Source organism: Luteolibacter sp. AS25, assembly GCF_046736275.1.
In the GTDB taxonomy this organism is placed as follows: Bacteria; Verrucomicrobiota; Verrucomicrobiia; order Verrucomicrobiales; family Akkermansiaceae; genus Luteolibacter.
In genome coordinates this window covers 1,600,731-1,623,433 of the sequence record NZ_CP151837.1, presented here as the reverse complement: position 1 = coordinate 1,623,433, position 22,703 = coordinate 1,600,731, and the positions used below count along the sequence as shown (strand labels likewise).

Sequence of the window (22,703 nt, the reverse complement as noted above, 5' to 3'; positions counted from 1 at the left end):
TAATCATCGAAATCACTCACAAGGAAACTCGATTCGTCCTGACAAATATTCACAGACAGTAGGTTCGCACTCATGGTCCGGAAGGGCAGCACTTTGCGGGTTTACAAGGATCAATGGTGGTATCTCGAAACCACTAATTCCAACTTGTTACAATACATGTAATGAGAAGTGGAGTATCAAAGTTTCTCAGCAGGAGCAGCAGAACCGTTTTCGATTCGCAAAAAATCCGTTATAGAGCTCTACTAACGATATGATCACAGTAGCAGCTTCGCGGGAAAACGACTGGCGCATACGCTCAAAACAGCTCAGCCGCCGGATCAATCTTGCTTGGTATCTGCAAACCTTGTCAGGTCCGTTATTGGTTAGCTCGGTGACCGGCGCGTTGGTCGCGGTAATCTTGAGGCGTCAATTTGCACAACTGGACCTGGCTATTTTAGCAGCCTCTTTATTCGGGCTCATTTTATTGGTAGCTTTCGTCTGCTTCTTCATTGCTCGAAGTCGTTTTGAATCGCCGGAAAATGCGATGATCCGCCTGGAGGCCGGCATGAATTTGGATTCGGCACTCTCCTCGGCAGAGCATGGCGCATCTCAATGGCCAGATGTCCCTTCAGATTCCAGGAAGCTGCTCCGTTGGCACCTGCCGAAAACGATCATCCCCCCTATCGCCGCACTAGCGCTATTACTATTGGGGTTTTGGATCCCCATCTCTCCGAAAATTGATCAACCCAAACCTCCATCCAGCCAGCCACAGGCTTGGTCCCAGCTCGATTCTCAGCTACAGCAACTCTCCGAAGACGCAGTGGTCGACGAAGAATACATCGAAGAAATGGAAGAGCGTCTCGACCAACTGCGAGCGCAGGAAGAGGAAGATTGGTTCAGTCACGCTTCGCTCGAAGCAACAGATAGCCTGATGGATGCGCAAGATTCCAACCTCGAAAAACTAGAGCAAAATCTCGCGGATGCAAAGAATGCACTGGAATCCCTCAGCGAAAAGGCCGAAGGCCTCAATTCTGAACAGAAACAGAAGCTCGCCGACGACTTTGAAAGTGCACTGGAAGGACTGAAGAACGGGGCAATGAAACCAAACCCGGAACTGATGGACCAGCTCTCCAAACTCGATCCCAACGATATGGGAAAACTATCTCCGGAGCAACTTTCGCAGCTCAAGGGGAATTTGGAAAACATGAAGCAATCGCTCAGGGAAATGCAACAGGAGAGCTCGGGAGAAGGTTGGGAGGAGGAACTTATGACCGGTGAAAATGGAAACGGCGATGGTTCCGGAGATGGGCAGGAAGGTGAAGGTAACGGAACCGGTAGCGGTGGGATTCAACGCGGTCCCGGGCACGACCCGAACCTCTTCAAAGATGAGAAAGATCCGCTGGAAATCGGTGAACTTACAGCTCTGGACGCAGAGGATTTATCAAGAGCTGTGCCTGGGGACCTTCTACAACTTCAGGATGGTGAGCATTCCGTTGATGATAGTAAGTCAACCGCTTCTAGTGGTGGCGATGCATCAAAAGGCAAAGGTGGCGATAGAGTATGGCGGGACTCACTGGCCCCGGATGAACAACGCGCACTCAAGAAATACTTTGAATAGCTGCCCGGCTATCATCCTGTATCACACTTCCATCCTTGATAATCAGAGTCCTATCGCCCACATCGGCCAGACTTCGGTCATGAGTTACCACTACCAATGTAACATGCTGCTCATTAGCGAGTTCCAGTAGTATTCCCATAATTTCATTGCCCGTGTTGGAATCCAGATTCCCTGTCGGTTCATCGGCAAAAAGGACCGAGGGCTCATTCACGATGGCTCGTGCAATTGCCACCCTCTGCTGTTCGCCACCGGAAAGTTCTGCCGGAAGATGATCCGCACGATCCTTCAGGCCAACCCTCTCCAGTGCCAGCAAAGCCTCAGCCGTGCGATTCTCGCCAGCAATCGCACCCGGCACGGAAACATTTTCCACCGCGGTCAATTCCGGCAATAGGTGGTAATTCTGGAAGATATAGCCGATCGATTTATTCCGAAACTTCGCCTGCTCCTTGCGACCCATTCCGTAGAGATCGACTCCACCAATATGAACGCTACCTTGCTCAGGCCGTTCAAGCCCGGCCAAAGTGTAAAGTAGCGTGGTTTTTCCCGCACCACTTGGTCCACAGAGAAATACCTTCTCACCCTTAGTAATCTGAAGATCTATCCCATGAAGGACCTCTATCGATTTTTTACCGATCCGATAGCTCCTGTGCAAATTTCTAGTTTCGATCATCACCTCGTTCACTTTGCCAAGATGCACCCCGAAAAGCACGGATGTCCACCTGCAAGCTGACAAAATCCTTCCAATCCTCCTACCCCACCTTTAAGAGAAATCCATGACTCAACCCGCAATCCTCTTCTCCGGCCAAGGCGCACAGAAAATCGGAATGGCACGCGATTGGATAGAATCCTCCGCGACAGCCCGCGATCTCGCGAACAAGGCAGACCAGGCACTCGGCTACTCTCTCACGGAAATCATGTTTGAAGGCCCAACCGAAAGCCTCACAGCCACTTCCAAATGCCAGCCAGCACTTTACCTTCACGGCCTCATCGGTCTCACGCTCCTGAAGGAAAGACTACCTAACTTCCAGCCATCGGCCGCGGCAGGCTTATCCCTTGGCGAATTTACAGCACACGCAGCGGCCGGCACGTTCTCGTTCATCGACGGACTCAAGCTTGTTTCCCAGCGTGGCACGTTCATGGAAGAGGCCTGCAATGCCACCAATGGCTCAATGGCAGCTCTCATCGGCGGAGAAGTCTCAAAAATCGAAGAACTTGCCAGAGTGACTGGCGTAGACATCGCCAACCTCAACGCTCCCGGCCAGATCGTCCTTTCCGGATCCGCCGAAAAAATCGATGATGCTGTAGCAAAAGCTAAAGAGTTCGGCATCCGGCGCGCCATCAAGCTAAACGTTGCAGGAGCATACCATTCCAGTCTGATGTCCTCCGCCCAAGAGAAATTAGCAGCGGAACTGAACACCACCACGATCACCACCCCTTCCATCCCTGTTGTAGCGAACTACACAGCCCAACCGGTTTCTTCCGAGGCGGAGATACGCTCGACCCTCACTTCCCAAGTTACCGGCTCTGTTCGTTGGATCGAGTCCATCCAGCATCTGGTTGCAGCCGGCCAGACCCGCTTCATTGAAATCGGCCCCGGCAAAGTTATCGCGGGACTCGTTGCTAAAATCGCACCTGAGGCTACCGTTATCTCAGTCGAGGACGTCCCTTCCCTTGAAGCCGCCATCGAAGAACTTTCCTAAGATCAACCTATCCGCAATGCTCCCTACCTCGCTCAAAGACGATTTCCCGATTCTTAGGGAAACCGTCAATGGCAAGCCACTCGTCTATCTCGACAACGCTGCCACCACGCACAATCCAACCCAGGTCCTGGAGGCATCGCGGAAATATTACGAGCATCTAAACTCTAATATCCACCGCGGCACACACCACCTGGCCCGGGCCGCAACCGATGCTCACGAGAAGGCACGTGAAACGATCTCAAGGCACCTCAACGCCGCGGCACCCGAAGAAGTCATCTTCACGTCCGGCACCACCGATTCAATCAATCTGGTCGCCAATATTCTGACTCTGCAGCCCGGAGATGAAATTCTAATTTCCACTCTGGAGCACCACTCGAACATCGTTCCATGGCAAATGTTAGCCGAACGCTCGGGTGCCAGTCTGAAGGTAATCCCCTGCAATGAAGAAGGAGTCCTGGACCAGGGAGCCTTCCGGAATCTACTTTCGGACAAAACAAAAATTCTCGCACTGACATGGATCTCCAATGCATTCGGAACCGTCAATCCAGTCGCTGAGATGGCAGCTGAAGCTAGAAAAGTGGGATCACTTATCTTACTGGATGCTGCGCAGGCCATACCTCATTTACAAATTGATGTTCAGTCACTTCCGGTAGATTTTATTGCTTTTTCGGGCCACAAGATCTACGCACCTACCGGCATTGGAATTCTCTGGGGGAGGAAAGAATTGCTTGAAACCCTACCGCCGTGGCGAGGTGGTGGCGAAATGATCAAAGAGGTCACCTTCGAGCATACAACTTATAACGACCTCCCTTTCAAATACGAAGCAGGAACCCCCAATATCGAGGGTGGCATCGCTTTGGCCGCCGCTATCGACTACGTAAATTCCATTGGCCTCGAGGAAATTTATTCTCACGAAAAGACCCTTATTCAGCAGGCCGCTGCCGCCCTTTCTGAGATTCCAGGTATTTACCTCTTCGGACCCGAAGATCGTGTGGGTGCACTCTCATTCGCTATTGAAGGAGTTCATCATTATGACTTGGGAACTCTGATCGACCAAATGGGCGTTGCAGTCCGCACCGGCCACCACTGCTGCCAGCCACTTATGGCTCGTTTCGGCATAACCGGCACTACTCGTGCTTCCTTCGCCTTATACAATACGGAGCAAGATATAGATTCTCTGGCCACCGCCGTCAAAAAGGCAGCCATGATGCTTTCCTAGCGTACCAACCAGGTATTCAGCAACTTCCCCACTTTCAGAAATGAAGATCGTCCTCGGAATTACTGGCTCCATCGCCGCTTACAAGGCAGCTGACCTAGCATCGCAATTGGTGAAACTGGGGCATGAGGTGCATGCCGTGATGACAAATTCAGCCTGTGAATTCATCACACCACTCACTCTTCAGACTCTCACCCGGCAGCCGGTTCTAGTTTCTCTGGAAGATGAAAAGAACTCCTGGAAACCAGGACATATCGAACTGGCGGACACCGCCGATCTTTTCATTATAGCACCCTGCTCTGCCAATACCCTTGGTCTTCTTGCCAATGGGCTAGCACCGGATCCCCTCACCTCTATCTATTTGGCACTTCCCCGGGAGACCCGCGTCTTGATCGCACCTGCCATGAATGGAAAAATGTGGCTTCACCCCGCTACCGCTAGAAATTGCAAGACGCTAGTTGCTGATGGCTGCCAGTTTATTGAGCCAGCCACTGGCGATTTGGCCTGCGGTTATAAGGGTGTCGGCCGTCTCGCTGATGTGCCGGATATCCTCGACGCCATAGCACGGTAGAACTCTGACTCTGGTCTAGAAACTCTTCCCAATCCACTCCGCCCTTGAAATCCACATTGGTTCACATTACCTCACCCGCATGCTAACGATTAAAAAACTAACCAAGACACTCGGTGGACGCACTCTTCTCCGCGAGGCCGAGATGTCCATTAACTGGGGAGAACGCGTAGCGCTCGTCGGCCCGAACGGTGCCGGCAAATCCACTTTGTTCCGTATGATCCTTGATGAGGACCAACCGGATGAAGGCACGATTGATCGTGATGAATATGCGATCACAGGCTACCTCCCACAGGAAGCCGGCGAGCCTTCCGACGAGACGATCATTGAAATTGCAATGGGTATCACCCCTGAGATGATCGGCCTGCTCCGCACCATCCGCGAGGGAGAAAAATCCGGAGATCTCGGTACCGAAGAATTCGGAAAAGCCCAGGATCAATTCACTGCCCTCAACGGTTACCAACTAGAACCCAAGGCTAAGAAAATCCTCTCCGGTCTAGGCTTCAAACAGGAGGATTTCAATAAACCCGCCCGTGAATACTCAGGGGGCTGGGTCATGCGCGCCCACCTTGCCCGCCTTCTCGTTATGGAGCCGGATCTCTTGATGCTGGACGAGCCGACCAACCACCTTGACCTCATTTCCCTCCTCTGGCTTCAGCGCTACCTACTGAACTATTCAGGCGCCATCCTGATGATTTCCCACGATCGCGACTTCATGGATACCATGATCGAAAGCGTCATCGAGATCGATCCGGACGCGATGCTGCTCATCACCTATAACGGGAATTACTCCAACTATCTGGAAGAGCGTGAAAAAGTTTACGACCGCAACGTCCAAGCATACCGAAACCAAAACAAGGAGATCGAAGCTCATATGGAGTTCATTGAGCGTTTCCGCCAAGTCGGCTCCAAAGCCGCCCAGGTTCAGTCACGTATCAAGCTCGTTGATAAAATCGAGCGCATCGAAAAACCACGTGCTCCCCGCAAGCCATTCAAATTCTCTTTCCCTCAACCACCTCGTTCCAACCAGAAAGTGGTGGAACTAGAGCAGGCCTGCCAATCCTATCCCGGAAAACGCATCTACAAGGATCTGGATCTCACCATCGAGCGCGGCGATAAAATCGTTCTCGTTGGACCGAACGGTGCGGGTAAAACCACCCTGCTCAAGCTACTTGCAGGTGAACTGGAAATCGATGGAGGAAAGCTGGAGACCGGCTACCTCACCAAGATTGGCTACTACTCCCAGCACCGTGCCGAGGCGCTCGATGAATACGCGACTGTTCTCGACGAGGTAATGAACTCCTGTTCCACGCTTCGAGAAGAAGATGCCCGTGCTATCCTTGGCACATTCCTCTTCCGCCGTGCGGATGTGGAAAAACGCTGTGGAGTTCTCTCCGGTGGTGAAAAATCACGACTTAACCTAGTCAAATTCCTCGTTGATCCACCGAATCTCTTGTTGATGGATGAGCCCACGACCCACCTCGATATCCTATCTATCGATTCCCTAGTGAATGCTCTCAAATCCTACGAAGGCACACTCGTTTTCATCTCCCATGATGTTCACTTTATCCGGAATTTGGCTGAGACGACTCTCCATGTAAATCGCGACGAAAAGAACCCGGAGAACGGATCAAAAGTCACTAGATATACAGGTGGTTACGACTATTTTCTCGAAAAATCCGGACTCAGCGACGATCGCTCTGCAGTCACGTCGTAGGCACACCCGGACGAACCGAACAAATCACCCCACCCTGCATCGTTGCTTGTCAGCTACGGGGTGGACAGCGCACGATTTGCCTCGTGAAAACAAGATTGATTTTAGCAGTCCTGGCACTGCTCGCCGCTACTGCAGCATTCTGGTTCCTAAGATCAGACGGAGATAGCAGCAAGCTGGGGATCGAGGCGAAAACTCTGACGGATGAGATCCTTGCCTTCGGCCCCCGGCCGCCAGCTAGCGAGAATCTTCGGAAGGTTCAGCAACACCTTTCTGAAGGGCTAGAGAAGGCCGGATGGGTAACCAACATACAGGAATTCGAACGCTCCACCCCTATCGGGAATGTAAGATTCAGAAACTTACGAGCCCGTTTTGGCGATGATGGAACTAAGACCTGGAACAGGAATATTACCGGAATCCTTTGTGCCCATCTCGACTCAAAATACGATAAGGAAGAGAAATTTCTTGGGGCGGATGATGCTGCATCAGCCTGTGCTGCACTTGTGGAGATTGGGAAATATTTGGCTGAATATAAGCCGGAGCAGGCTGGGCAGTTGGAGATTGTATTCTTCGATGGTGAGGAAGCCTTTGCTAAAAACATGACCATCCTTGACGGATTATACGGCAGCCGTTTCTACGCAAACCAGTGGCGCACCCAGAAAGTAAAACCCGATTTCGGAATCCTCCTCGACATGGTTGGACACGAAGATCTCTCCATTAGGATCCCCTCGGATTCCCCGGAAAATCTCGCCAAGCTCATGTTCGAGACCGCCAGGGAAAATTCTGTCTCCCACCATTTTGGCACAGCTCCAGGCCCAATCATGGATGACCACCTACCTTTAAACCTAGTTGGAATTCCAACGTTGGATATCATCGGTGATTTCGCCAACAAGCGCTGGTGGCATACCCCCGGCGATAACGCAGCAATCGTTTCCGCGGAGTCTCTGGGAATCTCGATAGGCGTTACTTTGGGTATGCTTGATGAGCTACTGAAGCAATAAGCTCACCGCTTTTCCAGATACGATTCGAACATCATTTGAAACGCAGGTGAGAAATCACTGGGATTATTATTAATCCAGGCCCTGATTTCTTCGATAGGAAACGGCATCATAGCCTCAATCTCCGCAGCCGGAAAACTCACGGCTCCCTTGTGGGAGGTTATGAATAATTTGATATGCTCCCACCCGGTCTCAGCAGATGGCTTCACTGCAAGAATTTCTTCCAGATGTTCCTCCTGAACTTCCTTGATGCCAGTCTCTTCGTCCAGTTCGCGGATTGCCGCTTCAAGATAGCTTTCTCCAGCATCGAGATGTCCTGAAACGCTGGAATCCCAAACACCGGCGTTCTTGTCTTTCAGGTGGGAGCGTTTTTGCAGGTATAAATCCCCGTTTTTATTGAACACGAAGATATGAACCGCCCTATGTATAAGGTTTTCAGAATGGACTACCGCTCTCGTTTCAGTCCGGAGAGGAATATCACTCTCGTCCACCACATCAAAGATTTCCTCACCTTTCTGGGCACTGTCTTTCAAAGGATTGCTATCATACAACCTTGTCAATTCGATCCACTTTTCGAGATTCAGCTGCTCACCACGCGTGGTTGAAGGCACTCCGAGCGCTTCTGCTACATCCTGCCATTTCGGCTGTGCCGGCAGTTGTTTTCCAAGTTGCTTACGTCGCTGGGAAAATCCCCTGCGGACAAGCTCATCAAAGAGCTTCGCATCAAAGACCGACTGTTCTTCCGGTTTCCTGGGAATTAAGACTGCCACAGAGGAATCGATATTCGGCCGCGGATAGAACGCCTCCGGAGGTACAACCTTCAATGACTGAATATGCCAGTTTACCTGCATTCTCAGACTCAGAATCCCGTAGTCTTTGGTTCCGGGGCCAGCTCCCAATCGGTCGATTACTTCCTTTTGCAGCATGATAACACCTCGTGTGAACGGATGCGGACGGCTCAAAAGGTTTTTCATAATTGCCCCGCCAGAAGAATAAGGAAGGTTCCCAAGAAACTTCACTGGACGATGCTTGAAGAGTAATCTGCGATCAAATTTTGCTCCATCACAGAGGTGAACTTCCACATCACCGCGATCCGCGTAGCGCCGCTCCAGAGATGCTGCTAATCTGGGATCAAATTCTATAAGAATAGTCCGTTTCGCGTGGTCGATTACATGCTCGGTAAGGGCTCCAGTACCCGGACCTACCTCCACCACCGTGTCTTCAGCAGTGATTTCCAGCTGTGAGACAATCCACTTTGCGATATTCTGATCCGTTAGGAAATTCTGACCAAGCTGCTTACTCGGAAGCACACGTGCTTCATCCAGAATTTCCCTAATTTTGTTTCCCGTCATTTTTGGAGAGATTGCTATTCCTCGCCCCATCTGGCGAGCCTCTAAAATTGAGATTATTCCGCGGTGAACACACGACCCTTACCGGATTTCCACGCCTTTTCAGCACTTTCAAAAAGATCAGTGAGCTGCTTCTCCGAAAGAATCCTGAATTCGATCGATTTCGCATGGGTGGTAACAGGATATTTTTTTACCACCATATTCTGAAGATGCGCACCTTTGCCATCCGCCAGCTCGGTCACACGGTCGATCCCCTTGCCCACGACTCCAGCGATGGCTGCAGGCCCTTCTGATGTAAGTGGCGATATGTAATAGAACCGAGCCAAGGCCTGCCCTGAAGTATCAACCGTGACCTCATCAACAATCAGAGCACCATCGAGAATATATTTATGTCTGCTAATGGATGATATACGATCCAATGCCACCAGAAAGCTACCATCTGTTAATATCGCCTCCCAGAACCGAGTCAGCCCTACTTCATCCGTGGAATCACTGGAACTTTCTTCTTGGGCATTTGAAACTGAAGAGACTCCAAGGAGCATTAACAAAAGTAGAATTCCAAATTTCATAGTCTTGGAATGATCCATCGAAAATTAGGCTCTGGCCAGCAATCAATGCCCCAATGGTGAGTAAAGGTTTGAACTCCACAATTTGTTCACACAGGATCCCGCCCATGGTAAGTTATCGCTCGAACGTGGCCGCGTTGATGTTGAATTCCCAGGGTGATTTGCTCGTTTGCGAGCGCTCCACCGTCCCCGGATCCTGGCAATTTCCCCAAGGCGGTGTTGATCTCGGGGAATCCCTCAAGCAGGCCCTTTACCGCGAAGTTTTAGAGGAAATCGGGCTAGCGAAAAAAGACTACGAAGTGGAATATAGCCGAGGTGGATACCGCTATCTCTATCCCGAAGAAGTTCGCCTCAAAAAGAAAAAGAAGCATGGCCACCATGGTCAGGAGCAGACGTATTATCTCTGCAAATTGAAAAAAGATTCCGCTAAAATCAACGTGAACCAGACTCCTCGGGAGTTCAGCGATTTCCGGTGGATCAAACCCAGTGAATTTGACCTCAACTGGGTTCCGAAGTTTAAGCGCGAAGTTTACCAGGCAGTTATGAAGGACTTCTTCGATCTGGACCTCGGAGAATCCTCCAATACCTAATAAACTACGCGATCACGGCATTGAAGACTGGGGTATCCGAGGTATTCTGAATGCGTGTAAGGGATAGCACATATGCCCCCCAAAGGGCCCAAGGGCGTCGGAATTCAAGGGATCCGACGCCCTTGGTTTTTCCACATTTTCGGTTATCTAGCATTCGTTTCACAAAGAAGAAAGCCTGCCACGACCGAGTCGCAGCAGGCTTTTAAAAATGTCGATTTAAGCCGTTTTACAGCTTTGCCGGGTAAACACCCTTTTGAATGAGATCCTGAATGGAAGCGACAACGTATGCTTTGTCATCCGGATAAGTGACTCCGAACCATGAAGAGCTTGTTTTCACTACACGACAGGTTGTTTTTCCGGAGGAAATCAAAGAGTCAACCACGGTAGGGATGTAACACTCGCTCTTCGGTTCGTGTCCATGCTTTCCGAGGAAAGAGATAAACTCATCTTCAAGATCATCAATAAACGATTTAGGGAAGAGCCAGAAATTCATGGATACAGGTGTGGTCTCCAGAATATCGCGACGGATACCATCCAGCCCCTGCCCCACGACCTTGCCGCTATCTTCACGGCCAATTTCCACGTATTCCTCAACACTTTTGAGAATACCTTCGTCTGTGACCTCACAGATTCCGCGATTTACGTGCCCGTGCTCGGATAGTGTATTCACCAGTGGAAAGCCAATCAGCCCACATTGGTCTCCTGTTGATTTTGAGAGTAACTCGAACGCTTTCACGTATGAGTTCTGACCGTAGAAGTCATCCGCATTCACAACGGCAAAAGAACCATCGATCAGATGTCTTGCTGCACGGACCGCATGTGTGGTTCCCCATGGCTTCTCTCTACCTTCAGGTATAGTGAATGGAGCAGGAAGATCATCCAGCCTTTGGAACGCGTATTCGACTGCTATTTTCCCTGCGAATCTTGAACCTATCCCTTCTTTGAAGGCATCGACAAAATCCTCTCGGATTACGAAGATCACACGGTCGAAGCCGGCCGAAATCGCATCAAAGACAGAATAATCCAGAACGGTCTCACCGTTCGGACCCATGGGATCGAGTTGTTTGAGTCCACCATAACGGCTTCCCATCCCAGCCGCGAGAACAAGTAATGAAGGCATGTCGGAGACTATTTGTTAGAAAATGGTAAGTCGAAAGAAACTAATCGTGAAATTTCCTTCAAGATCAGAGCGGCTTCAGAAGGTAATCCGCCACCCACCCATGCATATCGGTATCGTTCTTACACCAATGCCATCCGTGCACCTGTCTGAGAGATTCTACTTCATCTCCTTTTTTCACCCGTAACACGGTCGGATCGAAATCCTCCATGGCTGCCCACCGATCTTCACCCAGAGGCTCCAGAATCTCCGCGGGAACATATCCATTCCGTCCAAAGGAATCCATCGCCCAGATCCAGCCGGGCCAAGTTCTGTCTGCGGGCCCACTGGTCACCTCTTGCCCGGCGGTCAGGTGGATGGCCAGTGTGTTGTTCTCTTCGTAGTCGGAGTTTGCGATAAATTTCATGTGAGTGATTACAGTTTCAATGAAAATGGATGAGAAACAAATATTCCTCATCCATTTTTTGTAAATTATAGACCGTAGGTTGCTTTATTCAGCCCCGACCTCTTCGATATCAGGTTCCGGTTCACCGTCTGGTCGGCTGGAGTCGAACGTAAGCTCTTCCGCTTCCGGCTTACGGGAAACAGTGACCATGTCGCCTGTTTTCACCGTTCCGCGCAGCAGAGCCTCGGCAAGTGGATCTTCTAGGTAACGTTCTACCGCACGACGCATTGGGCGAGCTCCATAGTTCGGGTCGAAACCTTTCTCAGCAAGTAGCTCTCTGGCGGCTTCCTCAAGTGTGAGATCGATATCCTTCTCCTTGAGACGTGCGACAAGTTTCGAGACCTCGAGATCTACTATCTGATTGAGATCCTTTTTCTCCAGCATGTGGAAAACAACGGATTCATCAAGTCGGTTGAGGAACTCCGGCTTGAAGTAACGTTTGGTTTCTTCAAGAATTTTCTCCTTCATTCCCTCGAAATCCGCCTCGTCCTCGTTCATCGCACCAAAGCCGAGCGCCGACTGACGCTTGATTGTGCTGGCACCCACATTGGATGTCATGATGATGATCGTATTGCGGAAATCGATTTTCCTACCGAGTGAGTCTGTCACCGTGCCGTCTTCCAGAATCTGCAGAAGCAGATTCATAACATCAGGGTGGGCTTTCTCCACCTCATCGAAGAGCACGACAGAATAAGGCCGACGGCGAACTGCTTCCGAAAGCTGACCGCCTTCTTCGTAGCCAACGTAGCCTGGAGGTGAGCCGATAAGTCGGCTAGCGGTGAATTTCTCCATGTATTCCGACATATCGATCTGAATGAGAGCTTCCGGATCCCCGAACATGAAATCCGCAAGATTACGTGTGAGGTAGGTTTTACCAACACCGGTAGGTCCAAGGAAAAGGAATGAACCAATCGGGCGCTTGGGATCTTTAAGATCCGCACGTGAGCGGCGCAGCGCTTTGGAAATGGCAATAACAGCTTCATCCTGACCGATAACACGGCGTCTGAGTTCTTCTTCCATTTTCAGCAGCTTCTCATTTTCCTTCTGCTCCATGCGTTGCAATGGCACTCCGGTCCATTTCGAAACAACCGCCATGATGTCTTCATCGTCAACAGATACTACTTTTTCTTCAGAGCTAGCGCGCCACTCGTTAAGTGTGTCTTCGAGTTCTTTTTTGGCGTTCTTTTCATCGTCGCGAAGAGCTGCAGCTTTCTCGAAATCCTGCTCCGCAATTGCTTCCACCTTCTCCTTGTTGATTTCTTCAATGGCAAGTTCCGCTTCCTTGATTGCAGGAGGTCTGGTCATTGTCCCGATTCGGGCGCGGGCACCGGCCTCGTCGAGAACGTCGATGGCCTTATCCGGGAGGAAACGTGCGGTGAGATACCTTGAGGTAAGTTTTACGGATGCTTCGATGGCTTCCGGCGTGTAGGCAGCCTTGTGGTGAACTTCATATTTTTCCTGAAGTCCTTTGAGAATCAGGATAGCATCGTCAACGGACGGCTCATCCACCTTCACCTGCTGGAAACGGCGCTCTAGCGCAGAGTCTTTTTCGATATACTTCCGGTATTCGTTGAGCGTTGTGGCACCTACACACTGTAGCTCGGAACGGCTCAGCGCAGGCTTGATGATGTTTGAAGCATCCATGGCACCCTCGGCTGAGCCAGCACCTACGATGGTGTGGAGCTCATCGATGAAAAGGATGACGTTTTTGACTTTCCTGATCTCGTCCATCACAGCCTTGATGCGTTCTTCGAACTGACCGCGGTATTTCGTTCCGGCAACCATAAGAGCCAGGTCGAGAGTGATCACTTTCTTGTCGCGAAGAAGTTCAGGGACGTTTCCGGTAACAATCTCCTGTGCGAGACCCTCAACAATTGCGGTTTTTCCGACACCAGCCTCGCCGATAAGAACCGGGTTGTTTTTGGTCCTGCGGCAGAGAATCTGAATTACCCGCTCGATTTCATCCTGCCTGCCGATAACCGGATCCAAGGCTCCTTCTTCAGCAAGTTTCGTGAGATCACGTCCGAAGGCTTTCAGTGCGGGAGTTTTTGTTTTCCCCTCCCCTGATGAGTCGCCCCCGGCTCCTTCGAGCTGCTGGCTGCCTTCATCTTCAAATACACCAAGATCGTCATCATCATCGTCATCCATGTCTTCCGGAGAGAAGTTTGGGTCGATTTCAGCTAAAATTTCATTCCGGGTGCGTTGGATATCAACATCCAAGCGTTTGAGAACGCGTGCAGCGACACCTTCGCCCTCGCGGAGTAGGCCAAGTAGCAAATGTTCGGTTCCCACGTATGAGTGGTTGAGTGCCTTTGCCTCTTTATTCGCAAGTGCCAGGACTTTTTTGACACGTGGGGTATAAGGAATATTGCCAGCTGTCTTCTGTGGTGGACCGGAACCAACTTCCTTTTCTACTTCCAGGCGTACGGCATCGAGTTCGAGACCCATACGTTCGAGAACGTTTACAGCCACTCCCTGGCCTAATTTGATTAAGCCTAGCAGAAGATGCTCAGTTCCGACGTATGCGTGGTTGAATCTGTCCGCTTCCTTGCGAGCGAGTGCAAGGACCTGTTGCGCTCTTGGGGTGAAATTATTCATGCTTCTTCGGGGTTGCCGTTCTCTGGGAAACGGTCTGTTTGATCATTCTTTATATTATGACTATCAGGGGAATTTAGAGATTGCAAACGGGAGCGCATAATTTCCGCTCTGATCACGTCTCGCTGTTCAGGTGATAGCTTCTTGCCAGCATGTAGCTGAAGGTGTGCCTGTTGGATGTCCATTAATAGACTGTCGCACATATTGACTGTATCGGCAGGGAAAAATCCCATATTTCCTCCCAATCTGAGAAGGGAAAGGTGGTTCAACGCCTCTTTGGAATCTATCAGATATGCGTGACGTAAAACGCCATAGGCTCGGCCTATTTTATCAGCGACCATGTCCGGATCGTCTTCCAAAAGTTTCTCCCGGGCATTCTGCTCATGGTTTGCAACCTGTTGAATTACCCTCTCTAGGCGGTCAATGATGGTAGTCTCGCTCTCGCCCAAGGTGGATTGATTCGAGATCTGATAAAGGTTACCGAGTGATTCCGTTCCCTCACCGTAAAGTCCCCGCACTGCGAGGCCGATTTTATTCACTGCTTGTAAAACCGGTCCGATTTGATCGCTCAAAACGAGCGCCGGGAGATGAAGCATCGCTGATGCACGTAAGCCTGTTCCCAAGTTTGTAGGGCACGTGGTCAGATAGCCGAGATTCGGATCGAATGCGTAGTCGACCTTCTCTTCCAACTCAGTGTCCAACTCGGTCAGAGCCTTGTATGCATCGGATAATTGCAGTCCGCTGCGAATCGCCTGCATACGGAGGTGATCCTCCTCGTTGAGCATGATTGAGAAACTCTGACGACGCTCAATTACAGCGCCGGATCCGTCACCGCGGGCGGCATGCTCGCGTGAAATTAGGTGCCGTTCTACGAGAACTTGCTTTTGCACGGATGAAAGGTCCTTCAGCTCCCGCGAAAACGCATCCTTCATCACGCCCAAGCTCTCGACAGCCGGTTGGAGAATTTCCAGAGCCTTGGCCCGTTCGCCCTTTTTCGCCCATCCTGGGAACGGATGCCCGCGAAGATTCCGCGCCAAGCGGATCCTTGAGGTTATTACCGCACAATCCTTTGTGCTCGTGCCCGTCATCCAATCTGCAGGATGGCGGATCAATGTTGAAAACCTCATCATTTCCCCACCTCCGCTTCTTCAAGTGAACGAATTTCGTCCCGAAGTTCGGCAGCTTCCTCATAACTTTCCGAGGAGATCGCTTTTTCCAGCTTGGAGCGGAGTTCCTGCATTTTTTGATTCCGGTAATGACTTTCCATTAAACCTTCAGGAACTTTTCCCACGTGGGTTGGTCCCTTGTGCATCGCACGCAGCATTGTGCCCAGCTCATCGCCAAAAACGGTGTAGCAGTTCGGGCATCCGAAACGGCGAACCTTCTGGAAGTCATCCAGAGTGAATCCACATTCGTTGCAAACCCTTCCTTTACCTGCAGGATTTCGAGCGGCTGGTGTTGGTCCGGATTGCATATCTTTCTGGAAATTCCCCTGAAGCATATCTGCAAGGGAAAAGCCTGTGGGATCTGTCACCCCACGCTCTTCCGCACAGCTCTCGCAGAGGCAAACCTTTTTCATCTGTCCCTCTGCCAACTGCGTCAGAAACACAGTTGCTTTGCTATCGCAGTAATCACACTTCATCTTACTTACCAAACTAGCACATCAGGCAAATGGAGTCCCGCTATTCATCGCCAGTTCATGAAATTCCTTGAGAAACTGCTTGGTGAGCACACCTGGTTTACCATCACCGATTACGCGGCGATCCAAAGAAACAACAGGAATTACCTCCGCAGCGGTGCCTGTCAGGAAGCACTCGTCGGCGATGAAAATATCGTAACGGGTAAGCGAACGCTCGGTGACCTTGATGCCGAGTTTCTCAGCGATTTCGAGGATTACGGAGCGGGTAATACCGTCCAGCGCGCCATCGGAAATAAGCGGAGTGGAAAGAACACCGTTTTTGAACAAGAATAGGTTATCTCCGGTGCACTCCGCCACGTAGCCCTGTTCGTTGAGCATGACTGCTTCCAAAGCGCCACCCTGGATCGCCTCGACCTTTGCCATGACGTTGTTCAGGTAGTTCAGGCTTTTAACCTGTGGCATAAGTGCAGCCGGTGCAGGGCGGCGTGTGGCACAGGTAATAATTGCCAGACCATTCTGATAGTGCTCCTCAGGATAAAGCTTGATGGTAGATGCGATGATAAACATCGACGGAGTCGGGCATTGATAAGGGTTCAGGCCGAGCTCCCCCGCTCCGCGGGTGATCACCAGGCGGACGTAACCATTGGTCAGTCCATTCGCAGCGATGGTCTCGCAGGTATATTTGCAGACCTCTTCCTGCGTCCACGGCATCTTCATCAAAATCGCCTTCGCGGAATCGAACAAACGAGTGATATGCTCTTCCAAACGAAAGACCCTTCCATTGTAAAAGCGGATACCTTCAAAAATTCCATCACCATAGAGCAAACCGTGATCAAACACGGAAATTTTCGCTTCATTTTCCTCCACCAACTTGCCGTCTAACCAGATCTTCATGCTTTCTAAGAGCCGAATCCTATGCACCCCGTTCAGCGTGGCAAGCGGATGATTGAGTAGAATGAAAATTTCTCGAAAATAGAGTCTTCCGTATTGGAACTTCCGCACCATTTGTTGAGAATCCACCCATGTCTGAAAATACCGCAGCACTCAAAGCTCTCCTTCTCGAAAAATCCGTCCGCACCGGTGAGTTCACCCTCGCATCCGGCAAAAAATCAGATCTTTACATCGATTGCCGGGTCACAGCGATGGATCCTTTCGGAGCCGCATTGATCGGAGAACTTGGCTGGGCGGCAGTTCGGGAGAAAATCGTAGCAGACAATCTTTCGATTCAGTCCATCGGAGGCATGACACTTGGTGCGGATCCGATCTCACTATCGATCGGGATGGCCTCCGCACGGAGAAATCCAGACGAAGCCCTTCAGGTCTACACAGTCAGGAAGGAACCAAAAGGTCACGGAGCAGGCAAACAGATCGAAGGAAACTTTGCCTCCGGACAGAATGTCATCGTCGTTGATGATGTTATCACAACCGGCGGCTCAACCTTGAAGGCTATCGATGTCATCGAAAAAGCAGGTGGCACAGTGAAATTCGCCATTGTGCTCGTTGATCGTGAAGAAGGCGGAAGGCAGGCTATCGAAGAAAGAGGAATTGAAGTAATTCCTCTCTTCACACGGACCACGCTTCTTTCCTGACAGGTAAGAAGCTTCTTACTCCATCAAATCCGGGTAGCGATCACGGGCAATTTCCAGAGAGATATTCATGATCTCGCTGGAGTTTGCCTTTTTCAGCGCTTCGTCGGCAGCAGAGGCGCATTGAGCATAACTTAACGAGCGTATCGCCTGACCTACCTTTGGCAGAATTTTCGGGGAAACCGAAAGCTCCTCCACGCCCAGACCAATCAAAAGTGGTGTAACATTGATATCACCAGCCATCTCACCACAGATCCCCGTCCAGATGCCGTGATTCGATCCGGCATCCACTGTATTTTTAATCAAGCGGATCACAGCTGGATGGGTAGGCTTGTAGAGCTTTGCGACATGCGGGTTCACCCGGTCAACTGCTACTGTGTATTGGATCAGATCGTTCGTCCCGATTGAGAAGAAATCGCAATGCGGCGCCAGAAGATCGGCACAAACTGCCGCGGATGGCACCTCGATCATTACTCCGACAGGAATATATGCATCAAAAGCTATATTTTCTTTGCTGAGCTCATCCATGCAGCGGAGCAGATGCTCCTTTGCCTCCATTAGTTCCGAAACCCCTGAAACCAGGGGAAACATAACGGATATTTTCCCGAAAGCGCTCGCCCTCAAAATCGCGCGAAGTTGCTCACGGAACATTCCAGGCCGGGCCAAGGACACCCTGATTCCACGCCATCCAAGGAACGGATTAGGTTCAGGTTCAGTCAGAAGTTCCACGGGCAATTTGTCCCCGCCGGAATCTAGCGTCCGGACGATGGTCATGTGCCCCTTCACCTCTTTTACGACCTTCTGGTAGGCCTCTGCTTGCTCGAATTCATCCGGCATTTCCTTGCCGTTGAGTAAGAGAAACTCTGTCCGGTAAAGTCCTACTCCCTTTGCTCCACTTTTGCTGACCTGTTTCAGCTCATCGAGAAATTCGATATTTGCCGATAAAGTTAGTTCGCGACCATCCGTGGTTTCGGTGGCTTCATCCCGCTTGGAATCCAACTCGGTTTGAAGCTTATCCTTTTTCGCGGCGATCGAAGCGTATTTTTCGAAAGTTTCCTCGGTAGGATTTAGAATCAGCTTCCCCGAATAGCCGTCAAGGATGCACGGAGTCAGTGCCGTCACCTGTATTACCGAAGCATTTAATCCCACAATTGCCGGCACCCCGAATGATCTGGCGAGAATCGCGGTGTGTGAGTTCACACTGCCCTGCTCGGTGGCGAAGCCCATCAAGTTGCGGCGATTTGACGAAGCTGTATCCGAAGGGGAAAGATCGTATGCGAGAAGGATGTGTTTTCCATCCGGTTCATGATGGTTGGGCTCATCATCCAGATGGAAATTCCTAAGAACACGTTGGGACACATCTTCAATGTCCGCGGTTCGCTCGCGAAGGTAAGGATCAGGGATCCTTCGCATGGCTTCCAGAAAGTTCTGCATCACCGCGTAGAATGAATACTCCGCGTTCTGTTTCCTCTTTTCGATTTCAGAGGAGACCTTGTTCAATAGCGTTTTGTCCTCCAACAGCATCACGTGCGCTTCGAAGATCTCGCTATCATCGTTCCCGGAAAGTGATTCCAAGCGCTTCTGGAGCTCCACCAGCTGACGCTTCGTGAGTTCCACTGCCTGTTCGAAGCGTTTTTGTTCGTCCGGGATTAATTTTTCCGAGATATGGTAGATCTCTGGCGACGAAAAGCCGCGTGCAATGACATGAATCGGCCCTATTGCTATCCCTGGTGAAGCGGGAATTCCGCTATACGTGATTTCTGGTTTCTTGGGAGAAGCTGCCATCTGAATGATCGAACGCTGAAGGTTTTACCAAATTTAGGCAAGTATTCAGAAAATACGACCTTTGCTTGGAGAAATTTAGGGGGTGAAACAAAAAGCCGCCTCCCCGGAGGAAGACGGCCTTTGTTTCAAAGTATCTGAACTTCAGAAATTACTTCCAATTAAGGAGTTGGAACTTCTGCGATCGTTTTGAGGATACGTGAAGCGATCTGGTATGGATCACCTTGGGAGTTCGGACGGCGGTCTTCGAGGTAACCCTGCCATTTGTCTCCTTTAGCGAAGCTATGCGGAACGCGGATTGATGCACCACGGTCGGCAACACCCCATGAGAACTTGTCGATGGATTGTGTTTCGTGAAGACCGGTCAAACGTTTGTGGTTATCTGGTCCATAAACAGCGATGTGTTCTTCAACATTCTCACCGAATTTAGCCATAAGCGCGTCAAAGTAGGTTTTACCGCCAACTTCACGAAGGTATTTGGTTGAGAAGTTCGCATGCATACCGGAACCATTCCAGTCGCCTTGGATCGGTTTGCAATGGTATTCAACATCCACTCCGTATTCTTCACACAGACGCTGAAGGAGATAGCGAGCTACCCAAATTTGGTCAGCAGCACGCTTGGAGCCTTTGCCGAAGATTTGGAATTCCCATTGACCTTTGGCAACCTCGGCATTGATGCCCTCGTGGTTGATGCCGCAATCGAGGCAGAGATCAAGGTGCTCGTTAACGATTGTGCGGGCGATACCACCAACGTTTTTGTAGCCTACGCCACAGTAGTATTCACCTTGTGGACCAGGATATCCACCTGTTGGGAAACCGAGAGGCACACCATCTTTCATAAGGAAATATTCCTGCTCGAAGCCGAACCATGTATCAGGATCGTCAAGGATGGTAGCACGTGAGTTTGTAGGGTGTGGAGTTTCACCATCCGGCATCATGACTTCGCACATGACGATCGCACCGTTACGACGAGCGGAATCCGGATAAACTGCTACTGGCTTAAGCATACAATCGGAGCTACCGCCTTCTGCTTGTTGGGTGGAGCTACCGTCGAATCCCCACATTGGTAGATCTTCGAGCGCTGGGAAGGAGTCAAATTCTTTGACCTGTGATTTTCCGCGGAGGTTAGGAACGGGTGTGTATCCGTCCAGCCAGAGGTATTCGAGTACGTATTTAGCCATGTTTTCTATGTTTCTATTCGTGGTTAGCGATGGTTTTCCCAGGCCGCTGGCGATGAGGATTCATTCGCCTGCTGCACTGGTAAAGGAATTAAAGCAAAGTCTGTGCCAGTCCTGACACATCTGCCTTGGTGGAAATGCTTGAGTAGCGGATTGCACGGGACTTGTAAAACACCACCTGTTAGATGGCGCCAATATGTATTACTATCAGCGTCGTATCGTCGATACCCGAGTTGGCCACAGCTCTTTTCAACAGTGCCGAGCAACATTCCTCGGGAGTCGCTGAATCCATTAAGGACTCCCCAATATGTCTCTCCCAAACGCCATCGATCAGGCCATCCGAGCAAAGTAGGAAGCGGTCTCCTTCCATAAATGGAATCGCGGCAAAAAATGGAAATACGTTTTCATGCCCACCTCCCATTACCTCGTACAGAGCGGAGCGACGAGGATGACTCCTGTATTCAACTTCACGGATATCGCCACGCTTCCAGGATGCCCATGCGGCAGTGTGATCCTTGCTCACCTGCTCGATTTTTTCCGCCCGACACCGATAGACCCTCGAGTCTCCGATGTTCGCCAGATACATGTTCTCCGGTGAAAACCAGGACAGGGCCAAGGTCGCGGACATACCTTTGTTGTTTTCAGACTCCTCACCTATCCGGTTGATTTCCTCATTTACGCGTCTGATTACATCCGCAAGGTGGGAAATCGAGTCAGGGAAAAAACCGGCAGCAGCAGCACGAAACGTTTCCGGAATCCTTTCTGCAAGTTGCTCGAGGATCAGGCTGGAGGCTATCTCGCCCGCATTTCCCCCGCCCATTCCATCGGATACGGCAAAGACCAAATCACTCAACTCCAGCAACATTTCCCCTGACTCCGCAAGGCGGGTGGAAGCTTTTGCATCGGAAGAAAATGCTATCCAGGAATCTTCGTTCTCAGGATTTTTGGTGCCACTTTGGGACAAGGCCGCCCATCGAATCGAAATTTTCTTATCCACAATTCAATCTCCGGAAGCGGTGTTCGGATTTGGAAGTATCTCCGCTAACTCGAAATCGATGATGCAGAATCTCCCCATTTTATCGTTGTAGGTAATATTCCTAGGTTCCGCATCCAGATGCCTGACACCATAGTCTCTCTCGAGTTCCGCATAGAGTTTATCGGACTTTGCCTTTGAGATTTGTGGTGCGGGTCTCCCGCAGTTGGTTGAGACAAAATAAAACTCCTCCGGATGTTCCTCAATAACTTTGGGAACATACGGGCAGCCTCGCTCCTCCAGGACTTTCAGAACCTCCACTTCCTTTGCGTAGCGTTCCTCCACCCCAGTACCTTTCATCCGCTTGTGAACATGACCGTAGAAATCAATGCGCACATGCGATCTCAAACCATCCTTGATAGGCTCTATCGACATCGCGCTAACCCTACATCGTTCCCACTTCTTGAAAACCTATTTGTGAAAGTCGTTTCACAAGTCTTTCTTGAGCTTTGAGGTTTAAAACTTAACCTGCCCTGACACATGAGAATCATCGCGGGGAAAGCAGGACGCATCGCAATCAAGGTGCCACGCGCAGTGGCTCGACCGACCACCGACTATGTCCGCCAGGCAATTTTCTCGATGCTTGGAGACACGGTGTTCGATGCACGTGTTCTGGATCTTTTTTGCGGTTCCGGAGCTATCGGACTTGAAGCACTGAGTCGCGGTGCTTCTTCCTGTGTCTTCGTCGACGAACACAGAAATTCGACTTCCACTGTTCAGGAAAACCTCGAGAAAGCCCGTCTTGAAGGAGGTCGAGTGGTCAAATCCGATTCCCTCCAGTTTCTAAAAAGGGACCCTGCCACCTATGATCTCATTTTTGCTGATCCTCCCTACTGGAAACATTATGGAGATACGGATCATGTAAAAAACCTTCTGGCTCTTCCCGCCCTACCGGAGCGTCTGGAAAAGGGAGGTCACTTCGTGGCAGAAATATCTACCGCCCAGTCCACCCCGGAATCCCCCGTCCTTCAGCTCTTGGACCGTCGCGAATACGGCAGTAGCACCATACTCGTTTTCAAACACCCGTAGG

The 22,703-nt window shown here is 50.6% G+C and carries 22 protein-coding genes; 9 read left to right on the top strand and 13 right to left on the bottom strand.

Annotated features, from left to right (window positions below):
• Nucleotides 1–250 precede the first annotated feature (250 nt).
• A complete protein-coding gene (locus AAGA79_RS07515) occupies nucleotides 251–1,597 on the top strand; it encodes a hypothetical protein (protein ID WP_411828156.1) in 1,347 nt (448 codons plus the stop codon).
• On the opposite strand, the gene AAGA79_RS07510 is transcribed toward AAGA79_RS07515, so the two are convergent.
• Nucleotides 1,578–2,267, bottom strand: a complete 690-nt coding sequence (locus tag AAGA79_RS07510; RefSeq protein WP_411828223.1) for an ABC transporter ATP-binding protein — start codon at nucleotides 2,265–2,267, stop codon at nucleotides 1,578–1,580. The two genes, AAGA79_RS07515 and AAGA79_RS07510, sit on opposite strands and share 20 nt — an antisense overlap.
• Before the next feature lie 103 nt (nucleotides 2,268–2,370).
• On the opposite strand from AAGA79_RS07510, the gene fabD reads away from it, so the two are divergent.
• The 5 genes from fabD (at nucleotide 2,371) to AAGA79_RS07485 (ending at nucleotide 7,796) form a co-directional block, all read left to right on the top strand.
• Nucleotides 2,371–3,297, top strand: coding sequence for an ACP S-malonyltransferase (fabD, locus tag AAGA79_RS07505; protein ID WP_411828155.1), 927 nt, complete (start codon nucleotides 2,371–2,373; stop codon nucleotides 3,295–3,297).
• Between the two features lie 16 nt (nucleotides 3,298–3,313).
• Nucleotides 3,314–4,516: an aminotransferase class V-fold PLP-dependent enzyme gene (locus AAGA79_RS07500; protein WP_411828154.1), complete on the top strand. Its 1,203-nt coding sequence runs from the start codon at nucleotides 3,314–3,316 to the stop codon at nucleotides 4,514–4,516.
• Nucleotides 4,517–4,556: 40 nt separating this feature from the next.
• Entirely contained in the window at nucleotides 4,557–5,084 is a 528-nt protein-coding gene (locus tag AAGA79_RS07495) for a flavoprotein (RefSeq protein WP_411828153.1), read from the top strand.
• 79 nt (nucleotides 5,085–5,163) lie between these two features.
• Nucleotides 5,164–6,798, top strand: a complete 1,635-nt coding sequence (gene abc-f, locus AAGA79_RS07490; RefSeq protein ID WP_411828152.1) for a ribosomal protection-like ABC-F family protein — start codon at nucleotides 5,164–5,166, stop codon at nucleotides 6,796–6,798.
• A gap of 83 nt (nucleotides 6,799–6,881) precedes the next feature.
• The gene (locus tag AAGA79_RS07485; RefSeq protein WP_411828151.1) at nucleotides 6,882–7,796 is read left to right on the top strand and encodes a M28 family peptidase; all 915 of its coding nucleotides are present in this window, start codon (nucleotides 6,882–6,884) and stop codon (nucleotides 7,794–7,796) included.
• A gap of 2 nt (nucleotides 7,797–7,798) precedes the next feature.
• On the opposite strand, the gene rsmA is transcribed toward AAGA79_RS07485, so the two are convergent.
• Complete coding sequence (rsmA, locus tag AAGA79_RS07480) at nucleotides 7,799–9,145, bottom strand: 16S rRNA (adenine(1518)-N(6)/adenine(1519)-N(6))-dimethyltransferase RsmA (protein ID WP_411828150.1); 1,347 nt, start codon at nucleotides 9,143–9,145, stop codon at nucleotides 7,799–7,801.
• Between the two features lie 53 nt (nucleotides 9,146–9,198).
• Entirely contained in the window at nucleotides 9,199–9,711 is a 513-nt protein-coding gene (locus AAGA79_RS07475; RefSeq protein ID WP_411828149.1) for a hypothetical protein, read from the bottom strand.
• Nucleotides 9,712–9,815: 104 nt separating this feature from the next.
• On the opposite strand from AAGA79_RS07475, the gene AAGA79_RS07470 reads away from it, so the two are divergent.
• The gene (locus AAGA79_RS07470; protein WP_411828148.1) at nucleotides 9,816–10,298 is read left to right on the top strand and encodes an NUDIX domain-containing protein; all 483 of its coding nucleotides are present in this window, start codon (nucleotides 9,816–9,818) and stop codon (nucleotides 10,296–10,298) included.
• A 226-nt stretch (nucleotides 10,299–10,524) separates the two neighbouring features.
• Here AAGA79_RS07470 and AAGA79_RS07465 read toward each other — a convergent pair whose 3' ends face one another.
• From AAGA79_RS07465 to ilvE, 6 genes are all read right to left on the bottom strand, one after another.
• Complete coding sequence (locus tag AAGA79_RS07465; RefSeq protein ID WP_411828147.1) at nucleotides 10,525–11,418, bottom strand: NDP-sugar synthase; 894 nt, start codon at nucleotides 11,416–11,418, stop codon at nucleotides 10,525–10,527.
• 64 nt (nucleotides 11,419–11,482) lie between these two features.
• The gene (locus AAGA79_RS07460) at nucleotides 11,483–11,821 is read right to left on the bottom strand and encodes an SH3 domain-containing protein (RefSeq protein WP_411828146.1); all 339 of its coding nucleotides are present in this window, start codon (nucleotides 11,819–11,821) and stop codon (nucleotides 11,483–11,485) included.
• Between the two features lie 84 nt (nucleotides 11,822–11,905).
• Entirely contained in the window at nucleotides 11,906–14,458 is a 2,553-nt protein-coding gene (locus AAGA79_RS07455) for an ATP-dependent Clp protease ATP-binding subunit (protein WP_411828145.1), read from the bottom strand.
• Nucleotides 14,455–15,585: a protein arginine kinase gene (locus AAGA79_RS07450; RefSeq protein ID WP_411828144.1), complete on the bottom strand. Its 1,131-nt coding sequence runs from the start codon at nucleotides 15,583–15,585 to the stop codon at nucleotides 14,455–14,457. Before AAGA79_RS07450 ends, AAGA79_RS07455 begins: the two co-directional genes overlap by 4 nt.
• Nucleotides 15,582–16,097 carry a UvrB/UvrC motif-containing protein gene (locus tag AAGA79_RS07445; protein WP_411828143.1) on the bottom strand — a complete coding sequence of 172 codons (516 nt, stop codon included), beginning with the start codon at nucleotides 16,095–16,097 and terminating at the stop codon, nucleotides 15,582–15,584. Before AAGA79_RS07445 ends, AAGA79_RS07450 begins: the two co-directional genes overlap by 4 nt.
• Before the next feature lie 21 nt (nucleotides 16,098–16,118).
• A complete protein-coding gene (gene ilvE, locus AAGA79_RS07440; protein ID WP_411828142.1) occupies nucleotides 16,119–16,988 on the bottom strand; it encodes a branched-chain-amino-acid transaminase in 870 nt (289 codons plus the stop codon).
• A gap of 128 nt (nucleotides 16,989–17,116) precedes the next feature.
• On the opposite strand from ilvE, the gene pyrE reads away from it, so the two are divergent.
• The gene (gene pyrE, locus AAGA79_RS07435) at nucleotides 17,117–17,683 is read left to right on the top strand and encodes an orotate phosphoribosyltransferase (RefSeq protein WP_411828141.1); all 567 of its coding nucleotides are present in this window, start codon (nucleotides 17,117–17,119) and stop codon (nucleotides 17,681–17,683) included.
• 15 nt (nucleotides 17,684–17,698) lie between these two features.
• Here the strand turns inward: pyrE and ptsP are convergent, their stop codons facing one another.
• The 4 genes from ptsP to AAGA79_RS07415 form a co-directional block, all read right to left on the bottom strand.
• Nucleotides 17,699–19,465, bottom strand: coding sequence for a phosphoenolpyruvate--protein phosphotransferase (gene ptsP / locus AAGA79_RS07430; protein WP_411828140.1), 1,767 nt, complete (start codon nucleotides 19,463–19,465; stop codon nucleotides 17,699–17,701).
• Between the two features lie 158 nt (nucleotides 19,466–19,623).
• Nucleotides 19,624–20,643 carry a glutamine synthetase beta-grasp domain-containing protein gene (locus AAGA79_RS07425; protein ID WP_411828139.1) on the bottom strand — a complete coding sequence of 340 codons (1,020 nt, stop codon included), beginning with the start codon at nucleotides 20,641–20,643 and terminating at the stop codon, nucleotides 19,624–19,626.
• A 178-nt stretch (nucleotides 20,644–20,821) separates the two neighbouring features.
• On the bottom strand, nucleotides 20,822–21,637 hold the full coding sequence (locus AAGA79_RS07420; RefSeq protein ID WP_411828138.1) for a PP2C family protein-serine/threonine phosphatase: 816 nt from the start codon (nucleotides 21,635–21,637) through the stop codon (nucleotides 20,822–20,824).
• 3 nt (nucleotides 21,638–21,640) lie between these two features.
• The gene (locus AAGA79_RS07415) at nucleotides 21,641–22,048 is read right to left on the bottom strand and encodes a serine/threonine protein phosphatase (protein WP_411828137.1); all 408 of its coding nucleotides are present in this window, start codon (nucleotides 22,046–22,048) and stop codon (nucleotides 21,641–21,643) included.
• A 105-nt stretch (nucleotides 22,049–22,153) separates the two neighbouring features.
• On the opposite strand from AAGA79_RS07415, the gene rsmD reads away from it, so the two are divergent.
• On the top strand, nucleotides 22,154–22,702 hold the full coding sequence (rsmD, locus tag AAGA79_RS07410) for a 16S rRNA (guanine(966)-N(2))-methyltransferase RsmD (RefSeq protein ID WP_411828136.1): 549 nt from the start codon (nucleotides 22,154–22,156) through the stop codon (nucleotides 22,700–22,702).
• Nucleotide 22,703: the final 1 nt, after the last annotated feature.

What these genes read in the sequence shown, in the direction of transcription:
- AAGA79_RS07515 (WP_411828156.1), top strand. Translation starts at nt 251, where the DNA reads ATGATCACAGTAGCAGCTTCGCGGGAAAACGACTGGCGCATACGCTCA.
- AAGA79_RS07510 (WP_411828223.1), bottom strand. Translation starts at nt 2,267, where the DNA reads ATGATCGAAACTAGAAATTTGCACAGGAGCTATCGGATCGGTAAAAAA.
- fabD (WP_411828155.1), top strand. Translation starts at nt 2,371, where the DNA reads ATGACTCAACCCGCAATCCTCTTCTCCGGCCAAGGCGCACAGAAAATC.
- AAGA79_RS07500 (WP_411828154.1), top strand. Translation starts at nt 3,314, where the DNA reads ATGCTCCCTACCTCGCTCAAAGACGATTTCCCGATTCTTAGGGAAACC.
- AAGA79_RS07495 (WP_411828153.1), top strand. Translation starts at nt 4,557, where the DNA reads ATGAAGATCGTCCTCGGAATTACTGGCTCCATCGCCGCTTACAAGGCA.
- abc-f (WP_411828152.1), top strand. Translation starts at nt 5,164, where the DNA reads ATGCTAACGATTAAAAAACTAACCAAGACACTCGGTGGACGCACTCTT.
- rsmA (WP_411828150.1), bottom strand. Translation starts at nt 9,145, where the DNA reads ATGACGGGAAACAAAATTAGGGAAATTCTGGATGAAGCACGTGTGCTT.
- AAGA79_RS07475 (WP_411828149.1), bottom strand. Translation starts at nt 9,711, where the DNA reads ATGAAATTTGGAATTCTACTTTTGTTAATGCTCCTTGGAGTCTCTTCA.
- AAGA79_RS07470 (WP_411828148.1), top strand. Translation starts at nt 9,816, where the DNA reads ATGGTAAGTTATCGCTCGAACGTGGCCGCGTTGATGTTGAATTCCCAG.
- AAGA79_RS07465 (WP_411828147.1), bottom strand. Translation starts at nt 11,418, where the DNA reads ATGCCTTCATTACTTGTTCTCGCGGCTGGGATGGGAAGCCGTTATGGT.
- AAGA79_RS07460 (WP_411828146.1), bottom strand. Translation starts at nt 11,821, where the DNA reads ATGAAATTTATCGCAAACTCCGACTACGAAGAGAACAACACACTGGCC.
- AAGA79_RS07455 (WP_411828145.1), bottom strand. Translation starts at nt 14,458, where the DNA reads ATGAATAATTTCACCCCAAGAGCGCAACAGGTCCTTGCACTCGCTCGC.
- AAGA79_RS07450 (WP_411828144.1), bottom strand. Translation starts at nt 15,585, where the DNA reads ATGATGAGGTTTTCAACATTGATCCGCCATCCTGCAGATTGGATGACG.
- AAGA79_RS07445 (WP_411828143.1), bottom strand. Translation starts at nt 16,097, where the DNA reads ATGAAGTGTGATTACTGCGATAGCAAAGCAACTGTGTTTCTGACGCAG.
- ilvE (WP_411828142.1), bottom strand. Translation starts at nt 16,988, where the DNA reads ATGAAGATCTGGTTAGACGGCAAGTTGGTGGAGGAAAATGAAGCGAAA.
- pyrE (WP_411828141.1), top strand. Translation starts at nt 17,117, where the DNA reads ATGTCTGAAAATACCGCAGCACTCAAAGCTCTCCTTCTCGAAAAATCC.
- ptsP (WP_411828140.1), bottom strand. Translation starts at nt 19,465, where the DNA reads ATGGCAGCTTCTCCCAAGAAACCAGAAATCACGTATAGCGGAATTCCC.
- AAGA79_RS07425 (WP_411828139.1), bottom strand. Translation starts at nt 20,643, where the DNA reads ATGGCTAAATACGTACTCGAATACCTCTGGCTGGACGGATACACACCC.
- AAGA79_RS07415 (WP_411828137.1), bottom strand. Translation starts at nt 22,048, where the DNA reads ATGTCGATAGAGCCTATCAAGGATGGTTTGAGATCGCATGTGCGCATT.
- rsmD (WP_411828136.1), top strand. Translation starts at nt 22,154, where the DNA reads ATGAGAATCATCGCGGGGAAAGCAGGACGCATCGCAATCAAGGTGCCA.